Origin of the sequence: Protofrankia sp. Cas3, from assembly GCF_963555955.1 — a bacterium.
GTDB lineage: Bacteria > Actinomycetota > Actinomycetes > Frankiales > Frankiaceae > Protofrankia.
Window position 1 is genome coordinate 1 of record NZ_CAUVXP010000128.1, and the last position, 16,868, is coordinate 16,868.

The 16,868-nt window shown below is 69.5% G+C and carries 15 protein-coding genes and 5 pseudogenes; 13 read left to right on the forward strand and 7 right to left on the reverse strand.

Annotated elements, in window-relative coordinates; genetic code table 11:
• Positions 1–209: 209 nt before the first annotated feature.
• Positions 210–863: a VCBS repeat-containing protein gene (locus tag U9983_RS20295; RefSeq protein ID WP_322755554.1), complete on the reverse strand. Its 654-nt coding sequence runs from the start codon at positions 861–863 to the stop codon at positions 210–212.
• Positions 864–1,177: 314 nt separating this feature from the next.
• Between U9983_RS20295 and U9983_RS20300 the strand changes: the two genes are divergently transcribed.
• Positions 1,178–1,789 carry an NADPH-dependent FMN reductase gene (locus U9983_RS20300; RefSeq protein ID WP_322755555.1) on the forward strand — a complete coding sequence of 204 codons (612 nt, stop codon included), beginning with the start codon at positions 1,178–1,180 and terminating at the stop codon, positions 1,787–1,789.
• Between the two features lie 170 nt (positions 1,790–1,959).
• Here U9983_RS20300 and U9983_RS20305 read toward each other — a convergent pair whose 3' ends face one another.
• Positions 1,960–2,226, reverse strand: coding sequence for a hypothetical protein (locus U9983_RS20305; protein WP_322755572.1), 267 nt, complete (start codon positions 2,224–2,226; stop codon positions 1,960–1,962).
• Between the two features lie 11 nt (positions 2,227–2,237).
• Here U9983_RS20305 and U9983_RS20310 point away from each other — a divergent pair.
• Together U9983_RS20310 and U9983_RS20315 are read left to right on the forward strand one after the other, a co-directional pair.
• Positions 2,238–2,438: pseudogene (locus tag U9983_RS20310) on the forward strand (IS5/IS1182 family transposase); the annotation flags it as partial.
• A gap of 90 nt (positions 2,439–2,528) precedes the next feature.
• Entirely contained in the window at positions 2,529–3,686 is a 1,158-nt protein-coding gene (locus U9983_RS20315) for a DUF4158 domain-containing protein (RefSeq protein WP_322755556.1), read from the forward strand.
• Here the strand turns inward: U9983_RS20315 and U9983_RS20320 are convergent.
• A complete protein-coding gene (locus U9983_RS20320; RefSeq protein WP_322755569.1) occupies positions 3,644–4,474 on the reverse strand; it encodes a methylenetetrahydrofolate reductase in 831 nt (276 codons plus the stop codon). The two genes, U9983_RS20315 and U9983_RS20320, sit on opposite strands and share 43 nt — an antisense overlap.
• A gap of 197 nt (positions 4,475–4,671) precedes the next feature.
• On the opposite strand from U9983_RS20320, the pseudogene U9983_RS20330 reads away from it, so the two are divergent.
• From U9983_RS20330 to U9983_RS20350, 5 genes and pseudogenes are all read left to right on the forward strand, one after another.
• Positions 4,672–6,307 (forward strand): annotated as a pseudogene (locus U9983_RS20330) (transposase).
• A pseudogene (locus tag U9983_RS20335) lies at positions 6,304–6,990 on the forward strand (TniB family NTP-binding protein); the annotation flags it as partial. The pseudogenes U9983_RS20330 and U9983_RS20335, both read left to right, overlap by 4 nt.
• Before the next feature lie 38 nt (positions 6,991–7,028).
• The gene (locus U9983_RS20340; protein ID WP_322755570.1) at positions 7,029–7,760 is read left to right on the forward strand and encodes a TniQ family protein; all 732 of its coding nucleotides are present in this window, start codon (positions 7,029–7,031) and stop codon (positions 7,758–7,760) included.
• Positions 7,761–7,896: 136 nt separating this feature from the next.
• A pseudogene (locus tag U9983_RS20345) lies at positions 7,897–8,040 on the forward strand (DUF4158 domain-containing protein); the annotation flags it as partial.
• A gap of 45 nt (positions 8,041–8,085) precedes the next feature.
• A pseudogene (locus U9983_RS20350) lies at positions 8,086–8,460 on the forward strand (Tn3 family transposase); the annotation flags it as partial.
• 6 nt (positions 8,461–8,466) lie between these two features.
• Here U9983_RS20350 and U9983_RS20355 read toward each other — a convergent pair.
• Positions 8,467–8,658 (reverse strand): hypothetical protein, encoded by a 192-nt coding sequence (locus U9983_RS20355; protein WP_322755560.1) that lies wholly within the window; start codon positions 8,656–8,658, stop codon positions 8,467–8,469.
• A gap of 56 nt (positions 8,659–8,714) precedes the next feature.
• Here U9983_RS20355 and U9983_RS20360 point away from each other — a divergent pair, with 56 nt between their 5' ends.
• Positions 8,715–10,499, forward strand: coding sequence for a DUF4158 domain-containing protein (locus U9983_RS20360; RefSeq protein WP_322755561.1), 1,785 nt, complete (start codon positions 8,715–8,717; stop codon positions 10,497–10,499).
• Positions 10,412–11,758 carry a transposase gene (locus U9983_RS20365; RefSeq protein ID WP_322755562.1) on the forward strand — a complete coding sequence of 449 codons (1,347 nt, stop codon included), beginning with the start codon at positions 10,412–10,414 and terminating at the stop codon, positions 11,756–11,758. Before U9983_RS20360 ends, U9983_RS20365 begins: the two co-directional genes overlap by 88 nt.
• 137 nt (positions 11,759–11,895) lie before the next feature.
• On the opposite strand, the gene U9983_RS20370 is transcribed toward U9983_RS20365, so the two are convergent.
• Positions 11,896–12,540 carry a dihydrofolate reductase family protein gene (locus U9983_RS20370; protein WP_322755563.1) on the reverse strand — a complete coding sequence of 215 codons (645 nt, stop codon included), beginning with the start codon at positions 12,538–12,540 and terminating at the stop codon, positions 11,896–11,898.
• A gap of 200 nt (positions 12,541–12,740) precedes the next feature.
• On the opposite strand from U9983_RS20370, the gene U9983_RS20375 reads away from it, so the two are divergent.
• The 3 genes from U9983_RS20375 (at position 12,741) to U9983_RS20385 (ending at position 15,164) form a co-directional block, all read left to right on the forward strand.
• The gene (locus tag U9983_RS20375) at positions 12,741–13,109 is read left to right on the forward strand and encodes a YciI family protein (protein WP_322755564.1); all 369 of its coding nucleotides are present in this window, start codon (positions 12,741–12,743) and stop codon (positions 13,107–13,109) included.
• Positions 13,110–13,171: 62 nt separating this feature from the next.
• Positions 13,172–14,362 carry an RNA polymerase sigma factor gene (locus U9983_RS20380; RefSeq protein ID WP_416211460.1) on the forward strand — a complete coding sequence of 397 codons (1,191 nt, stop codon included), beginning with the start codon at positions 13,172–13,174 and terminating at the stop codon, positions 14,360–14,362.
• Positions 14,363–14,540: 178 nt separating this feature from the next.
• A complete protein-coding gene (locus tag U9983_RS20385; RefSeq protein ID WP_322755566.1) occupies positions 14,541–15,164 on the forward strand; it encodes a recombinase family protein in 624 nt (207 codons plus the stop codon).
• 37 nt (positions 15,165–15,201) lie between these two features.
• Here the strand turns inward: U9983_RS20385 and U9983_RS20390 are convergent, their stop codons facing one another.
• Positions 15,202–16,062, reverse strand: a complete 861-nt coding sequence (locus tag U9983_RS20390) for a class I SAM-dependent methyltransferase (protein ID WP_322755567.1) — start codon at positions 16,060–16,062, stop codon at positions 15,202–15,204.
• Positions 16,063–16,087: 25 nt separating this feature from the next.
• On the reverse strand, positions 16,088–16,868 hold a 781-nt coding region (locus U9983_RS20395; protein ID WP_322755568.1), incomplete at its 5' end, for a Tn3 family transposase.

The window sequence follows — 16,868 nt, forward strand, 5'->3', positions numbered from 1 at the left end:
GGGGCTGGCCGCACCGACGACACACGTTTCTCCTCGGGCTTCAGAGCCTGTTTCAGATCTTCTATCCGGCTCGCCACGCAGGTCCTTCCGACCGAGGGGTCAGACGATGACCGATTGCGTCAACCTGGTCGCATCGTAGCGTCATGCGCCGTGCCCCGGTGCCAGCTACCCGGCGTCTCGTGGGCCGCCGGGCGCGCAGCGCCTCGGATCTACGGCGCCAGAACGAGCGACCCGCACCCGGGCACTGCTCGCATGCCGGGGATCGGCGCGTTCGCCCGGATGGAGAAGGCCTGCCGCGAGATCAGGACCATCGTGCTGCCCGCGAACCGGTACCGGCGCACTTCGCCCTGAAAGCTCTGATCGTTGTCGTTGGATGTGCTGGAAGCCTGCACGATCGCGGCTGTCGGCGGCTGGCACGCCCAGGTGAACTGGTTACGCACGCTGGCGCCGTAGCTGAGGTGCGCCTGTTCCCCGTCCATCGTCAGCTGGCGAAGGTGTCCGTCGACGTAGCGCAGGACCGTGTCGATCTGCGCCGAGGCTCCCATGATCATACGGACGAACACCTCGGCGTGGCCATCGCCATCGGCGTCCGCCGTGCCGAGAAGCTTCTGGTCGCCCGCAATCCCCGGCCCCAGGTTCACCACGTCGCTGCCGCCGCCCGAGTAGTGCACGGCCAGCGCTCCCCCGGCGGACAAGGTCACCTGGTCCGGTCTGCCGTCGCCGTCGACGTCCCCGTCACGTGCGGGCCGGGCCGGGCCGGCGGACGTCGCGACAGCAGTGGAGGTAGGCCGGGTGGCGGGCTGTGTGGACGGCTGCATGGACGGAGTGTTCGAGGTGTTACCTGCGCTGGCGACCGACTGCACGCTGGCCTGGCCGGCGCTCGGTTTCCCGCCGCTCGCATCCGATGCGATGGGTCCGCATCCGGACAGGAATACGGCGAGAAACGCAACCGCTGTCAGCGGAACGATAGATCGTGTGGCACGCATAGTCGGCCCCCAGATACCCCGTCGGTGGTCTCCCTATAAAAGACGCCGCGGTCACAACATGGTTGCGGACTGTCGCCCGTCAGACAGCAGCCTGGATACCACCTTGGGTAATCACGCCGCCCACACCCCCTTCCACTCGTCACGGCGGTACCACCAATGACACAAGGATCTTCTCGTCCTATCCTGATGTCGTGGCAGGGACCTATCACCTTCTGATGATCTGCGGCAGCCTTCGCGCGGGGTCTACCAACGCGGCGCTCCTTCGCACGGCGCAGGCCGTCGCACCCGACGGCCTGGTGGCCGATGTCTACGGCGGGATGGGTGGCCTACCGCAGTTCAATCCAGATGATGATCGGGAGCCCGCACTGCCCGCTGTCGCCGACCTGCGTACCCGGATCAGTGCCGCGGACGCCGTCGTCTTCTGCACGCCGGAGTACGCCGGCGGCCTCCCGGGATCTCTCAAGAACCTCCTCGACTGGACCGTCGGAAGCGGGGAGCTGTATCGAAAGCACGCAGCGTGGATCAACGTCTCCACCACCACCGGCGCCGTCCACGCCCACGCGTCGCTGCGCACCGTCCTTGGCTACGTCGGCGCCGACCTCATCGAACAGGCGTGCACCCACCGTCCCGTACCCCGACACGCCATCGGCCCCGACGGGATGATCAGAGATCCGGAGATCCGGGCGGACGTACTCGACGTTCTCAACGTCCTGGCCAGACGCCTCGACGGCACCGACAAGCCGACCGGCGTCCGCGACCCGCTCGACCCACCGGACTCCGGGCCGTCGCCGAACGGTCCGTAGCGTGTGCTGAATCGACTTCCGTACGTCGGCCAGGCAGACGAACAGGTAGAGGATCTCGGCAGATGACAGTGACCCGCCGACGCGGCTGCGGGTCGTGGGCTGGCCGGGGGGCATCCCGACTCGGACCCGACATCCGGTGAATGCAATCTGATGGGGACGCGGCGACAGTTTCACATCGTGTCGGGGGGAATGAGTGGGTTCGCGGCGGTGGACGGTGGACGCCGACGTGCAGGGTCTCCTACACCGTGATTGTTGACCAGGCGCAGGTAGCTGCGGCGCTCCCCGGCTACGAGCTGGGCGCCAGGCTCGGTGCGGGCGCGTTCGGGCTGGTCCTGGCCGGCCGGCACCGTCGACTGAACCGCGAGGTCGCGACTAAGAGCGCTCGGCAATAGGCGCAGCAGTGGGATGTCGATGAGGGGCCGAATGGATGCAGGCACGGCCCTGGTCAATCGTGGAAGCCGCGGTCCACGGCTCGGGTTACGAGCGGATAGCGGTCCCGGGCTGCTCGGACCGCACGATCCGACGCCGTCTGGCCGAGGGGGCGAAGGCTGGCCTGGCCCAGAAGCTGCACGCCCTCGCCCTGGCCGCCTACGACCAGATGATCGGCCTGAAGCTGGAGGACCTGACGGCGGACGGCTGTATCACCAAAGGGGGTCGCCGTAGCATCCACCGAAAATTGGGCGGATATGGCTCGGTAGGCTCCTGAACCGGATCTTCGAGGTCCGGCGGGAGGTCGCTGGTGGCGACTCGGGTGTTCGCGGAGATCGGTCGGGAGGAGCTGTTCCGGTTCTTCACGCTGACCCCGGCGGACGTCGCGTTCGTTGATCCTGGTAGGGGCCGGGGACCGGCCGACCGTCTCGGACTGGCTGTCACCCTGTGCACGTTGCCGTGGCTGGGATTCGTGCCCGACGAGGTAGCGGCCGCGCCACGGGCGGCGGTGGTACGGCTGGCCGAGCGGCTTGGCATCGATCCCGAGCACATCCGGTCGTATGGCAAGCGGGCGAATACCCGCACCGGGCACCTTCGGTCGGTGGCGCGGTATCTGGGCTGGCGGGTGCCGAGGCCGATGGAGTTGAAGGAGCTCGACGAGTTCCTGCTGGCGCGGGCGTTGGAGCACGACTCGCCGGTTCTGCTGTTCCGGCTGGCATGCGAGTACCTGATCTCGGCGCGGGTGATCCGGCCGGGTCCGGTGACGGTGGTCGAGCGGGTCGCGCACGCACGGGAGGAAGCCCGGCGGGAGACGTTCGACCGGCTGGCGCACGAGTTCACCGACCAGCGGTGCGCCGACCTGGACGGCCTGCTGGTGGACGATCCGGCGATCGGTATGACGCGGTTACGGTGGCTGGCCACCGGGCTGGTGGAGGCCTCGCCAACGGCGGTGAAGGCTGAGGTCACGAAGCTGGAGTTCCTGCGCGGCCTGGGCGCGCACACCCTGGACCTGTCCGTGCTGCCGGCGGAGCGGCGCAGGTTCCTCGCGACGGTGGGCCGGCGGTTGACCGCGCAGGCGTTGCAGCGCCGCGAGGCCGAGCGCCGCTACCCGATCCTGCTCACGCTGTTATCCCAGTCGGCGACCGAGGCGCTGGACGAGGTCGTGCAGCTGTTCGACCAGGCCGTCTCGGCGCGGGAGAGCAAGGCCGCGCACAGGATGCGCGACGAACTGGCCGAACGTGGCAAGGCCGGCGAGCATTACGACGACCTGCTCCGCCTGGCCGGGTCGCTGAAGTTCGGCCACGCCACCGCGTCACTGCTGGTCGGGAAGCTCTCAGCCTCGGGCCGGCAGAATGCCCGCAACCGTGACGAAGCTGATCGGTCGCTCTTCGTAGTTGCTGGTAACCAGCAATATTCGCTTCGACATTATTCGTGGCTCGAGCCACTGCGGCCTCGCCGCGAGAGGTAGCGGCAGTCGGGTCCGGCCTCGCCCTTCTGGGGTGACCGCGTCAGCTGGGTTGGCTGGGGAGTGCGAAGTCGAGCAGCGATGTCAGCGTAGCGTCCGACTGGGACGAGGTGCACGCCGTCGAACGCTCCTGAGCTTCGGATCTGGTCGATCATCGTGAGGGCGAGGTCCACGCCGGCGTCTCGGTCGGTTTCGAGGTCGTGGATGAGCTGGTCTGGGACACCGATCTCGGGGACGTCCGCTGCGATGCGCTGTGCCATCTTGCTGCTCGCCATCACCATGACTCCGGCGAAGAGCTGGCCGGTGTAAGTGATCGATTCGCGCCAAGCGAGGAGAGCGTCGATGTCGTAGTTGACCTGGACCAGGAGGAAGTCGGCTGAGGTCTTCCAGTCGGGGACCGGGCTGCCGGCCCGCAGGGTCGCGCCGACGCGGAAGTCACTTTCGGCGTAGGCGTGGGCTTCGTCGATCATCCGGCGCACGGTCAGGTCGGTCGATCGGGTGCCTTCGCTGGGTTCGTCGCCGCGGACGAACAGGAAATCGTTGACGCCGTAGGCGGCGGCGGTGAGCAGGTCCCGGCGGAAACCGAGGAGGTTGCGGTCTCGGCTGTTCACGCAGGCCACCGCTGGGGCGCCGAGTGCTGCGACTTCCTGGGCGACGGCGATGCTGGAGACGGTGGCGCGGCCGAGGTGGTTGTCCGGGACGAGGAATGAGTCGGCGACGCCCGCCAGGACGGCGATCTGGCGGCGGACGCGAGTCAGGTCTGGCCCGGTGGCCGGCTCGATCTCGCACATGATGTCGAAAGCACTCGTCTGATTCGTCACCGCCAGAGTCTGTCAGCCAGCATCTTGTGAATGTCCGAACTCGCCTGCATGGCTGAGCTGGGCGTCTGTGCCGATGCGCAGGCGAGTTCAGGTCCACGTGATGGGTCGAAGTCGTCTGCACTACGGTCAGCCTCGGCCATGGTCGTGCGTACGGTGGGAGTTTCCGGTTGGCCGAAAGCCCGGTGGTTGAGCGTGGGGTACTGGCCGCTTCTGGCCCGGTGTGGGACGCCGTGGTGCGGCAGGCCAAGGTGATCGGCCGGTTGGCCGGGATGCCCACCGTGGGCTTGGCGGCCGCGGACGAGGCGGCAGCCGAGCTGGGCATCTCCCGGCGCCAGGTGTACGTGCTTGTGCGCCGGTGGCGCGCCGGGGAAGGGGTGGTGTCCGACCTGCTGCCGGGCTACTCCAGCGGGGGCCGTAGCGGTGGGCGGTTGCCGGACGAGGTCGAGGCGATCGTGCGGGAGGTGCTGCGAACGCGCTACCTGACCCGGCAGCGTCGCTCGGTCGCGGCGGTGTGCCGGGAGATCACGCGGCAGTGCCGGGCCCGTGGCCTGCGGGTTCCGTCACGGGGCACGGTGCTGCGGCGGATCGCACAGCTGGACCCGGTCGCGGCGGTCGGCCGGTGGTACTCCGCCGGAGATCACCGAACTGTTGGAACAGGTCCAGGTCGACCACACGCCGGTCGACGTGATCGTGGTCGATGAGCGGCGCCGACTGCCGGTCGGCCGCCCGTATGTGACCGCGGCGATCGATGTGGTGAGCCGGTGTGTGGTGGGGCTGGTGGTGACGCTGGAGGCGCCGTCGGCGACCTCGGTCGGGCTGTGTCTGGCGCACATGGTCACTGACAAGCGGGCCTGGTTGGAACGGCTCGGGGCGGCGGCGGTGTGGCCGATGAGCGGCAAGCCGCGTGAGCTGTACGTCGACAACGCTGCGGAGTTCAAAAGCGAAGCGCTGCGCCGCGGCTGCGAGCAGCACGGCATCACGGTGGGATATCGGCCGCCGGGCCAGCCGCATTTCGGTGGGATCGTGGAGCGGCTGATCGGCACGATGATGCGGATGGTGCACGACGAGGTGCCGGGCACCACGTTCTCCAACATTGGCCAGCGCGGGGAGTACGACAGCGACGGCCAGGCCGCGCTGACCCTGGCTGAGCTGCAGGCTTGGCTGGCGTTGGCGGTGGCCTGCTACCACGGTCAGGTCCACGAGACGCTCGGCCGGACCCCGGCCGGCGTGTGGGCGGAGAAGGTCGCCGAGGCCGGGGCGCCGGTGACGGTGGTGAGCGAGACGGCGTTCCTGGTGGACTTCCTGCCGGTGATCCGCCGGACCCTGTCCCGCACGGGGTTCCAGATCGATCATGTGCAGTACTACTGCGACGCGCTCAAGCCGTGGATCGCCCGCCGCGAAGACCTGGGGAAGTTCGTGCTGCGCCGCGACCCGCGCGACCTCTCCCGGATCTGGGCCCTGGACCCGGACGGCGGCGCCTACTTGGAGGTGCCGTACCGGACGTTGTCGCGGCCGCCGATCAGCGTGTGGGAGCAGCAGGCCGCCGTCGCCCGGCTGCGCGAGCTCGGCCGCGCCGAGGTCGACGAGAACGCCCTGTTCGCGATGGTGGCGCAGATGCGCCAGATCACCGACACCGACACCGACACCGCCGCGGCCACCGCCCGCAAGGCCCGCCGCGACCGCGAACGCCGCGCGGCGACACCAGCCCGGTCGCGGCCAACTGCCGCAGCGCCCATCCCGCCCGTACCGGAGACCGGCGCGGACGCCGAGGCGAGGCCGTTCGAGGTGATCGAGCAGTGGTGACCGAGGACGAGCCAGCCGACCTGTCGCACCTGCACGAAGCGGCACGGCGGATCGCGCGTCTGCCCGATGAGGAGCGGCTGAGATACGTCCGGGCGGACCGGTGGATCGGCTACCCCCGCGCGGCCGCAGCTCTGGATCGGCTGGAGACGCTGCTGGCATGGCCGGCCAAGGCGCGGATGCCGAACCTGTTGCTGATCGGGCCGACGAACAACGGCAAGTCGATGATCGTCGAGAAGTTCTGGCGTACCCATCCCCCGATCTCCCACCCGGATCGGGAGGAGATCCCGGTACTGACGGTGCAGATGCCCTCCGAGCCGTCGGTCGGCCGCTTCTACACCGCGATGCTGACCGCGCTCGGTGCCCCGTTACGGCCGCGGCAACGGCTGGCCGAACTCGAACAGCCGGCGCTGACCCTGCTGCGGCAGGTCGGGGTCCGCATGCTGGTGATCGACGAGCTGCACAACGTACTGGCCGGGCGCGGTGACACCCGCCGGGAGTTCCTGAACCTGCTGCGGTTTCTCGGTAACGAGCTGCGTATCCCGCTGGTCGGGGTCGGCACCCGGGACGCCTACCTGGCGATCCGCACGGACGACCAGTTGGAGAACCGGTTCGCCCCGCTCACCCTGCCCCGGTGGGAACCCGACGACGACTCCCGTTCGCTGCTGGCCAGCCTGCGGTGCTCGCGGCGCTCAGCGAGCGCACCGGCGTGCCGCCGGGCGAGATGCGGCTGATGACGATGGCCGGGTGGGTGCCCTGGCTGACCGACACCCTCGACGTCGGCGACGCCCGCCAGGCGGTGTTCGACACCTACATCCGCCAGGACTCGGTCCTGCTGGCGCCCGGCGAAGCCGGCCGCAACGAGACCGGGCGAGGGCGCTCCTGGAAAGGCCCGTGGCACCCCGCCCGTCTGCTGCGCCGGGCCTGCCCGCTGTGCGCGACGGATCCCCAGCGCGGCACCGGGTTGATGTGGCAGCTTCCGATCATAACCGGGTGCGGCGAGCACGCCTGCCAGCTCGAACCCGAGCCCGACGTCATGATGGCGGCGCTGGGCCTGGCTCCGCTGACACCGCGGCCGGTGGATCCGCTCGTCGCCGAGCTCGACCGGCTCACCCACGAAGGTCTGGCCACCGGCGCGGTCACCCTGCCCGGCCGGACGGTGCACGTCGGCGTGTGGTTCCGGCTGCTACGCACCCTGCTCGACGAGCTCAGCATGGCGCCCTCGCAGGTCGGTGTCCGCTCCCGCGCCACACTCGAGCGCGTCTGGCAGGCGACCGGCCGTCCCGTGCGTGCCGGTCTGCGAGTGTGGCGCCCGTACGAGCAGCTCGACTGGCCGCTCCAGGAGGCGATGCTGCACGCCGCCGCGGTCACCCTGTGCCTGGCCGCCGACCAGCGCATTGCCCCGCGGGGAACGCTCGGCCCGGCGCTGGCCGAGCCGCCGCACGAACGCGTCTAGGCCCTTGAGGAACATCCGAACGAAAACGTCCGACGAGCGGGCTGAGGGGGCCGATCGCAGGGCGTCTGGCCTGTTGATCTAACCTCCTGCTTGGTCGTGGTCGTGGGCGTGCGGGTCGGCCTGGGGGGTCGCGGGGGTGCCGGTCGAGTTCCTGTCGGACGGGCAGGCGGCTGCGCATGGGGCGTTCGTCGGGACGCCGTCGCGGGCGCAGTTGGAGCGGTTCTTCTTCCTCGACGAGGACGACCTGCGGCTGGTGGACCTGCGGCAGCGTGACCATCTGCGGCTGGGGTTCGCCGTCCAGCTCGAAACGGTGCGCTTCATTGAAACCTACCGCCGGCAGATCAAGAGTATCCGCAACCTGCAGGAAGGCCGCCACGCGCTGGGCCGCCGGGTTTTCCACGGCTCCCGCGGCGACCTGCGACAGAAATACCTGACGGGGATGGAGGACCAGCTGGGCGTGCTGGGCCTGGTCCTCAACGCGATCGTGCTGTTCAACACCCGCTACCTGAACGCCGCCCTCGACCAGCTCCGCGCCGACGGCTACCCGGTACTGGACAACGACGTCGCCCACCTGTCACCCTTCGGTCACAAACACATCAACTTCTTGGGCAGGTACGCGTTTTCGCTACCGAACCTGACCGACGGATTACGGCCGCTGCGCGATCCGAACGAACCCGACGACGAAGACGAGGAAAACTGATCGCCGTTACAGGTTCTCGACCCAGCCGGCGGCGATGTCATCCGGCGGGTTGGTGTACAGCCGCAGGTAGCGGTCGTTGGCGTGGCCCAGGCGGCGCTCGAGCTCCGCGCGGTTGTGGGGTACGGCCGGTATCGCTCCAGGATTGCGCGCTAAGGCGGTCGCAGGGGCCGACCAGCGCTGATGCGTGCGTGTTCGCATCTCGGTTCGATCACTGGCGGGACGGATGGGGCGTCGGGCACTTAGCGTGCCGGATCATGAGTGTTGAGTATCTGTCAGATGATCAAGTTGCTCGGTATGGGCGGTTCGCGCAGGAGCCGTCGCCGCAGGAGCTGGAGGCGTTCTTCCGGCTGGACGAGGCGGCGCTGGAGATGGCAGGGAGCAAGCGACGTCCCCGCAACCGCCTCGGGTTCGCGGTGCAGTGGGGAACGGTGCGGATGCTGGGCACGTTCTTGTCCCAGCCCGCGAAGGTGCCGCCGGGGGTGGCGGCGTTCGTCGCGGACCAGCTGGGGATCGAGGACCCGTCGTTGCTGGAGGGATATCCGAAGCGGCAGACGACCCAGTACGAGCACGCCAAGGAGATCCGGGCTCTGTTGGGGGTGCGGGATTTCGAGGACGGCGAGCTGGAGCTGCGGCAGTACGTCGCGGGCAGAGTGTGGGTGTCCAACGAGGGGCCGCGGGCGCTGTTCGACCGCGGGGTGACGTGGCTGCGTCGCAACCGGTGCCTGCTGCCGGGGATCACGCCGCTGGCGTACCTGGTGGCCGAGGTACGCCGGGGCGAGCAGGCCCTGATCTACTCGGTGGTCGACACCCCGGTCACTCCGGAGTTCCGGCGTGACCTGCTGGGACTGCTGGTGGTGCCCGAGGGTGACGCGGTTTCGGTGCTGGAGCGGTGGCGCACGGTGCCGCGTGAGGTCAGCGGCCGGGGGCAGAAGGGCGCGTTGGAGCGGGCCCGTGATGTGCGCGGGCTTCAGGCGGGCGGGCTGGACCTGTGGCGGGTGCCGCCGGTGAAGCTGGCGGAGCTGGCCCGCTACGGGATCACCTCTCACGCCCCGACGCTGCGACGGCTGGCCGAGCCGCGCCGTACCGCGACGATGCTGGCCACGGTGCGGCATCTGGAGAATGCCTCGGTGGACGACGCGCTGACCTTGTTCGAGGTGCTGATGTCCACCAAGCTGCTGGCGCGTGCGGCCCGCGCGGACGACAAGGCCAGGCTGAAGACGATGCCGAGGCTGCGCAGGGCGGCGGCGACGGTGGCGTGCGCGGTCTCGGTGCTGATGGACACCCCGGTGGAGGAGCTGGATCCGGCGGTGCCGGTGAGCGTGGCCCAGGCGTGGGAACGGATCGAGAAGGTCGTCACCCGCGAGGACCTGGTCAAGGCATTGGCGGACCTGTCGGAGGTGCTGCCCGAGGGCTCGGAGGAGGACGCGGAGACGGCCTGGCGGGCGCAGTTGCTGGACCGGTACGCCACGGTGCGTGGCTTCACCTCGCTGCTGGCCGAGGTCGTGCCCTGGGGTGCGACCAGGGCCGGGGTCGCGGTGGTGGAGGCCCTGCGGGAGCTGCCGAAGGTCCAGGCGCGGCGCAAGCCCGGTCCTGAGCACATCGACGCCGGGCTGTTGAGCGATGGGACGTGGCGGCGCTTGGTGCTGGGCAATCCGCTGCTGGTGGTGAACGGCCTGATCGACAAGCACGCCTGGACGTTCTGCGTCCTGGACGCGCTGTTGACCGCGCTCAAGCGCCGGGACGTCTTCGCGGTTGGCGCCGACGTGTGGGGCGACCCGCGCGCGAGGCTGCTGTCCGGTCCGGCCTGGGCGGTCACCCGGCCCAAGGTGCTGACCGCGCTGGAGCTGCCCGGCACCGCCGAGGAGCATCTGGGCGAGCTGGAGGTGCTGCTGGACGAGATGTACCGGCACGTCGCCGAGAACACCTGCCCGGCAACGCGGCTGTCGACATCGTGGACGGCAGGATCAGCCTGGACCGCCTCGACGCCGACCCGCTGCCGGCCGGATACAAGGTCGTCCACGACGCGGTGCAGGCGATGATGCCCCGCGTCGACTATCCCAAGCTTTTGCTGGAGGTCCACGCCCGCACCGGGATGTACGACGCGATCGAGCACGTCAGCGGCCAGGTCGCCCGCCCCGAGGACCTGGACCTGACACTGACCGCGCTGCTGGTCCACAAGTCGACGAACATCGGCATGGAGCCGGTGATCAAGTCCGGGGAACGGGCGCTGACCCGCGGCCGGCTGACATCTGCGGACCACGGCTACTTCCACCTGCCCGGACTGCGCGCGGCCTCGGGGCTGCTGGTCGGCGCACAGTCCGGCATCGGGATCACCGGGGACTGGGGCGGCGGGCACGTCGCGTCGGCCGACGGGATGCGCTTCACCGTGCCGGTGCGCTCGATCCACACCCGGCCCAACCCCAAGTATTTCTCGACCGGGCGCGGAATGACCTGGTTGAACGTGGTATCAGACCGCTTCATGGGCCTGGGCGGCATCGTGATGCCGGGCACCCTGCGCGACTCGCTGGGCATCCTGGACGCGGTCTTCAACCTGGGCGGACCGGTCCGCCCCGAGATGATCATCACCGATACCGGGTCCGTCAGCGACCTGGTGTTCGGGCTGTTCGCGATCTGCGGCTACCAGTTCTCCCCGCGCATCGCGGACATCTCCGACGCCCGGTTGTGGCGCTTCGACCTGTCGGCGGACTACGGGCCGCTGGAGCCCCTCTCGCGCCAGCGGGTCCAAACCGCCCGGGTGCGCGACCACTGGGAGGACATGCTCCGCGTCGCCGGTTCCCTGACCACCGGCACGGTCCGCGCCTACGACCTGCTGCGGATGATGAACAACGGCGACCGGATGACCGGCCTGGGCGACGCCTTCGCCGCCTACGGACGCATCTTCAAGACCCTCCATCTGTTGCAGTTCATCGACTCCGAGGTGTACCGCCGGATGATCGGCGTGCAGCTGAACATCGGCGAGGGCCGCCACGCGCTGGGCCGCGCGATGTTCTTCGGCCGCCTGGGCGAGATCCGCCACGCCTACCGGGACGGGATGGAGAACCAGCTCGGCGCGCTGGGCATGGCGATCAACGCCGTTGTTTTCTGGAACAGCCTCTACATGGACGCCGCCGTCACCGAGTTGGAGGCCGGCGGACTGACCGTCTCCCCTGAGATCCGCTCCCGGCTCTCCCCCTTGATCCATGATCACATCAATTTCCATGGAAGGTACCCGATCGTCCGCTCCCACGGCACGGACGCGCTGCGGCCCCTGCGCGACCCCGGCGCCGGCGAGGACTGACCCGAATCCGCAGGTGTGCGGTTCTCGTATAGCTGCCGTAGCTCGACAAGTAACGCTGAGTAACCATCGCTCGACGGCCCGCCTCAGGGCAGCCCCGGGAGGCAAAACAGCTGGCCGGGGCCAGCCCTGAGGACCGGTCACTTTCGCCAGAACAGGTGGTGCGTCACCCCGCTCGGGCTGGGAACGACCTCCAGGTGGAACCGGTCGAGCAGTTCATCGGGGGACTCCCAGAGTCGTACTCCGGACCCGAGCTTCACCGGCGAGACTGCCACGTGCAGGGTGTCGACGAGGTCGGCGTCGAGGAACTGGCGGATGGTGGTAGCCCCGCCGCCGAGTCGGACGTCCTTGCCCTGCGCCGCCTCCCGGGCCTGTTCGAGGACCGTGGCAGGTTCGCCGTCGACGAAGTGGAACGTGGTGTCGGAGAGCGTGAACGAAGGACGCTTGTGGTGGGTCATGACGAACACCGGGGTGCGGAACGGGGGCTCGTCACCCCACCAGCCGCGCCACTCGTGGTTGTGCCAGGGCCCGCGCTGGGGACCGAACTTGTTGCGGCCCATGATTTCGGCGCCGATGTTGCGGGCGTAGTCCCGCGTGAGGTAGTCGTCGAGACCCCGGCTGCCCCCGGGCTCGGTGCGCATGGGCCAGCTCGCCGTGGCGCCGGCCCAGGCGAACAGCCTCTCGGGCTCGACATGACCGAACGGCCTCTCCAGGGTCTGGTCCTCACCGGCACCGATTCCGTCACGCGAGACGTTGAAGTTCTGGACTCTCAGTAGCTGAGCCACGTGTTCCTCCTGTGATGGCGATAACGGTGGTGAGACTTGGATCGTCACCGTGAGGTCGGAGCCGATCGACGGATCTTGACCCGTACCGGCAGAATCATCTGATCTGCTGAACCCGCCGTCGGCATGTCAAGGGCGGTCGGCCCGCGACGACCACCCGATGACGGGGCCCGACCGGGCGCCACGACGGTGAGGAGTTGGACATGAACTTTCTGCTGATCATGCACATCAACCCGGCCATCATGGAGGAACTGACCGACGCCGAGCGCCAGGAGATCATGGCCGGCCACGGCGAGTTCATGAAGACGATCCGCGAGTCCGGCGAGATGATCGGCACCGAGGCGCTGGCCGACCCGTCCCAGAGCTCGGTGATCCGCGTCCGCGACGGTGTGCCGGTCGTCACCGACGGCCCCTACCTGGAGGCCAAGGAGTTCCTGGGCGGCTACTACCTGGTCGACGTTGCCAGCAGGGACCGCGCGCTGGAGCTGGCCGCGATGATCCCGGACGCCCGCTTCAACGGCCTGGGCATCGAAGTCCGCCAGGTAGTCTTCTCCGGCGGCCCGACCGCTTGAGCACCGACCCCGCCGCCGTCGAGGGCCTGCTGCGCGCGCTCGCGCCGCAAGCCCTCGGCGCGATGGTGCGGCGGTACGGACAGTTCGACCTGAGCGAGGACGCTGTGCAGGAGGCGCTGCTCGCCGCGGCGACACGCTGGCCGGCCGAGGGCGTCCCCGACAACCCGCGCGGCTGGCTGACCACGGTCGCCGGCCGCCGCCTGGTCGACCAGATTCGCAGCGAACACGCCCGGCGCCGGCGCGAGGACGCGGTGACCAACCTGGAGCCGGATCGGACGCCGCCCGGCCCCGGCGAGGACACCCCGGCCAACCGGGACGACACGCTGACCCTGCTGTTCCTGTGCTGCCACCCGGCGCTGAGCCCGGCCTCGCAGGTCGCGCTGACGCTGCGCGCGGTCGGCGGCCTGACCACCGCGGCGATCGCCCGTGCCTACTTCGTGCCGGAACCGACCATGGCGGCCCGGATCAGCCGGGCCAAGCAGCGGATCAAGGCCTCCGGCAGCGAGTTCACCATGCCGGTCGGGCAGGATCGGGCGGAGCGACTGCGGGTCGTGCTGCACGTGCTGTACGTGATCTTCAACGAGGGCTACACCGCCAGCTCCGGCGACCGGCTGCGGCGCGATGACCTGGCCGCCGAGGCGATCCGGCTGACCCGTCTGCTGCACCGGCTGCTGCCGGACGACGGCGCGGTGGCCGGCCTGCTGGCCCTGATGCTGCTCACCGACGCTCGCCGTGCCGCCCGTACCGGCCCGCACGGCGAGTTGATCCCGCTCGACGAGCAGGACCGCTCGCGCTGGGACCGCGGTCGCATCGCCGAGGGCGTCGCGCTGGTCACCGACGCGATGACCCGCTCGACACTCGGCCCCTACCAGTTGCAGGCCGCCATCGCCGCGCTGCACGACGAGGCGCCCAGCACCGGCGAGACCGACTGGCGTCAGATCAACACGCTCTACAAGATCCTTGAACGGCTCTCGCCGAACCCGATGGCCAGCCTGAACCGGGCGGTGGCGGTCGCCATGATCGACGGACCGCGGGCCGGCCTGGCCCTGCTGGACGAGCTGGCCGCGGACGACCGGATCACCGACCACCACCGGCTGCACGCGGTCCGCGCACACCTGCTGGAGATGGCCGGCGACCATCCGGCGGCCCGGGAGTACTACCACCGCGCCGCCCGCGGCACCACCAGCCTGACCGAGTGCCGCTACCTGGAAACCCGCGCCGCCCGACTGGCGCCACGTCCCGCCTCCGGCTGACCCTTCCCGCGCCACCCCGGTCGAGACTGCCACCGCGCCGCCCCGAGGGCTCCAACGTCCGGAAACGAACGTTCACAAGACACATAGATCGACAGCGCGTTTCCGCAGGTCACCGGTGTCACGCATCCCGTGTACGCGGCAATGTAACGGCCAGTCCCGTTCGCGATACATTCCGATCATGCGAATCGGCTACGCGCGCGCATCCACCGCCCGGCAGTCCCTCGACTCCCAACTCGACTCCCTTGCCGAAGCCGGGGTCACCCGGATCTTCTCCGAGAAGATCTCCACCCGTGCCACCCAGCGCCCTGAACTGGACAAGGTCGTCGCCCTCGCTGGCGAACTGCGTGCCTCCGGCGTGCGCGTCACCCTCGTCGTCCACGAGCACAAGCGGCTCGGCCGCGGCATCGAACTGGCGACCCTGGCCGAGGAACTCAAGGCGAGCGACGTCGGCCTGGAGTTCCTCACGGGTGAGCTCCAGGGCTCGCACGACCCCTCGAGCGTCGTGTTCACCGTGCTGGCAGCCCTGTCCGGCATGGAACGCGAGTACATCCGCGACCGCACCCTGGAAGGCCACGAATCCGCCCGCAAGCGCGGCAAGTCCATCGGCGGCGCGGGCGTCACCGACGATCACATGCTATCCATGGCCCTCCACCTTCGGGATCAGGAAATGAGTCTGCACGACATCGCGGCCCGGCTCATCATCATCATCGGCAAGAAGAAAGGCCAGCACCCCTCACCCGCGACCGTCATGCGCATGCTGCGCGAGCACGACGAACAGATCACCGCGCCTTTGGCGTCGTAGGAGACCCGCCACACGCGGAGGCCGGCCGTCGTCGTGCTCAGTGCGCCGCGCGTACCGCCGAGACCAGTCCGCCGGCGCCCTCGTCCTGCTGCGACGGGGTGAGCACCGGACGCCCGTAGGCCTCGGCGCGCTCACGCAGGGTGAAGGTCTCCGCCTCCCAGCCCAGGCCGTCCAGCCAGCCGACCGGGTCCTCCGGCATCTCTGAGACCCACATCGACGCTGCCGATCCCGGCGCGGCGTCCCCGCGGAAACGTTCGACCGCGCCGCGCGAGCCCAGTGTCAGGCCCATCCTGCTGCCTGCAGCGGACAGCGCGCCGACCCGTTCGAGCAGCGACTGCACCGCGTCCTCGGGCAGATAGATCAGCAGTCCCTCGGCGATCCACACCGTCGGCTGCGCCGGATCGTGTCCGGCCGCGGCCAGGGCGCCGGGCCAGTCCTCGCGCAGGTCGACCGGGACGGTGATCCGCTCGCAGCGCGGAACGGCCCGCTCCTGACGCAGCACCGAAGCCTTGAAGCCCAGCGGTTCGGCCGTGTCGACCTCGAACAGCCGGGTCCCTGCAGGCCAGTCCATCCGGAAGGCCCTACTGTCCATCCCGGCTCCGAGCAGCACGACCTGCCGGACGCCGGAGGCGACCGCCCGGTCCAGTAGGTCGTCCAGGAACTTCGTCCGGATGACGATCGAGATGGCCACGCCGAGCCAGCGGCGCCGCGCCGCCTCGTCCGCGCGCGGGGGCGGCGGCGCCCCGGGGCCTCTCCCGCCGGCCGTGGCGAAGGCCAGCGCCAGCGGGTCCCGGAACAGCGGCTGCTCGCGTGCCGTCTCCATTGCCCTCACCCGGGCCACGCCCACGGCTGTGGCCCACACCCCGGACGGCTCGACCCGTCCCGCCGCATCAGTCATGCGTTCAGGCTAGGCCACCGGGGCGTCACACCGGCGCGGTGGGAAACAGCGCTCCGGGGGCCGGATCCAACCGGGTGGCGACGACGTCCTTGGGCGGGGTGAGGTCCAAGTGCCAGTCGCCGAAGCGGCGTATGGTGCGCGTGATCAGCGGGCTGACGGTGGCCAGGTCGTCGGGGTCCACGAGATGGCCCTCGGCGGCGAGGGCGTTGGCGGCATCGGTAATGTCCAGCGCGGTGGAGTAGATCGCACAGTTGGCGATCAGCTCGTTGAATTTGACGACTCGCTCCTGGTAGTCCGGGTCGTTGTGGCCGATCAGCCGTCCGCCGATCATCAGATGCGTAGCGAAGCCGTGGAACGCCTCCGTACGGTTGGTGATCGCGGTAATCTGGTCGCGCAGCCCGGGCTCGGACAGGTATCGAAGGAGCGTCACGGTCCTGACGACCCTGCCCAATTCGCGTAGCGTCTTGTAGATCCGGTTGCGTTTCGAGTGGTTGCCCAGGCGGCGCAGCAGCGTCACCGAGGACAGTCGGCCCTCCCGGATCGAGATCCCGGTGCGCAGTAGATCCGTCCAGTGGCGTTCGATGAGGGCCCAGTCGATGACGCTGTCGTCGAACAGGGAGTCGATGTGCTTGTACCGCACCTTGGCGTCCGGCCGGTAGAAGTTCAGGTCGTGCCAGTTGCGTATGCGGGGGAGGAGGTCGAATCCGAGGAGCGCGGCGAGGCCGAACACCGGCAGCGAAACCCCTTGGGTGTCGGCGTGGATGGTGTCGGGCTGGATGTCGGAGACGTTGGACAGCAGCGAGTCC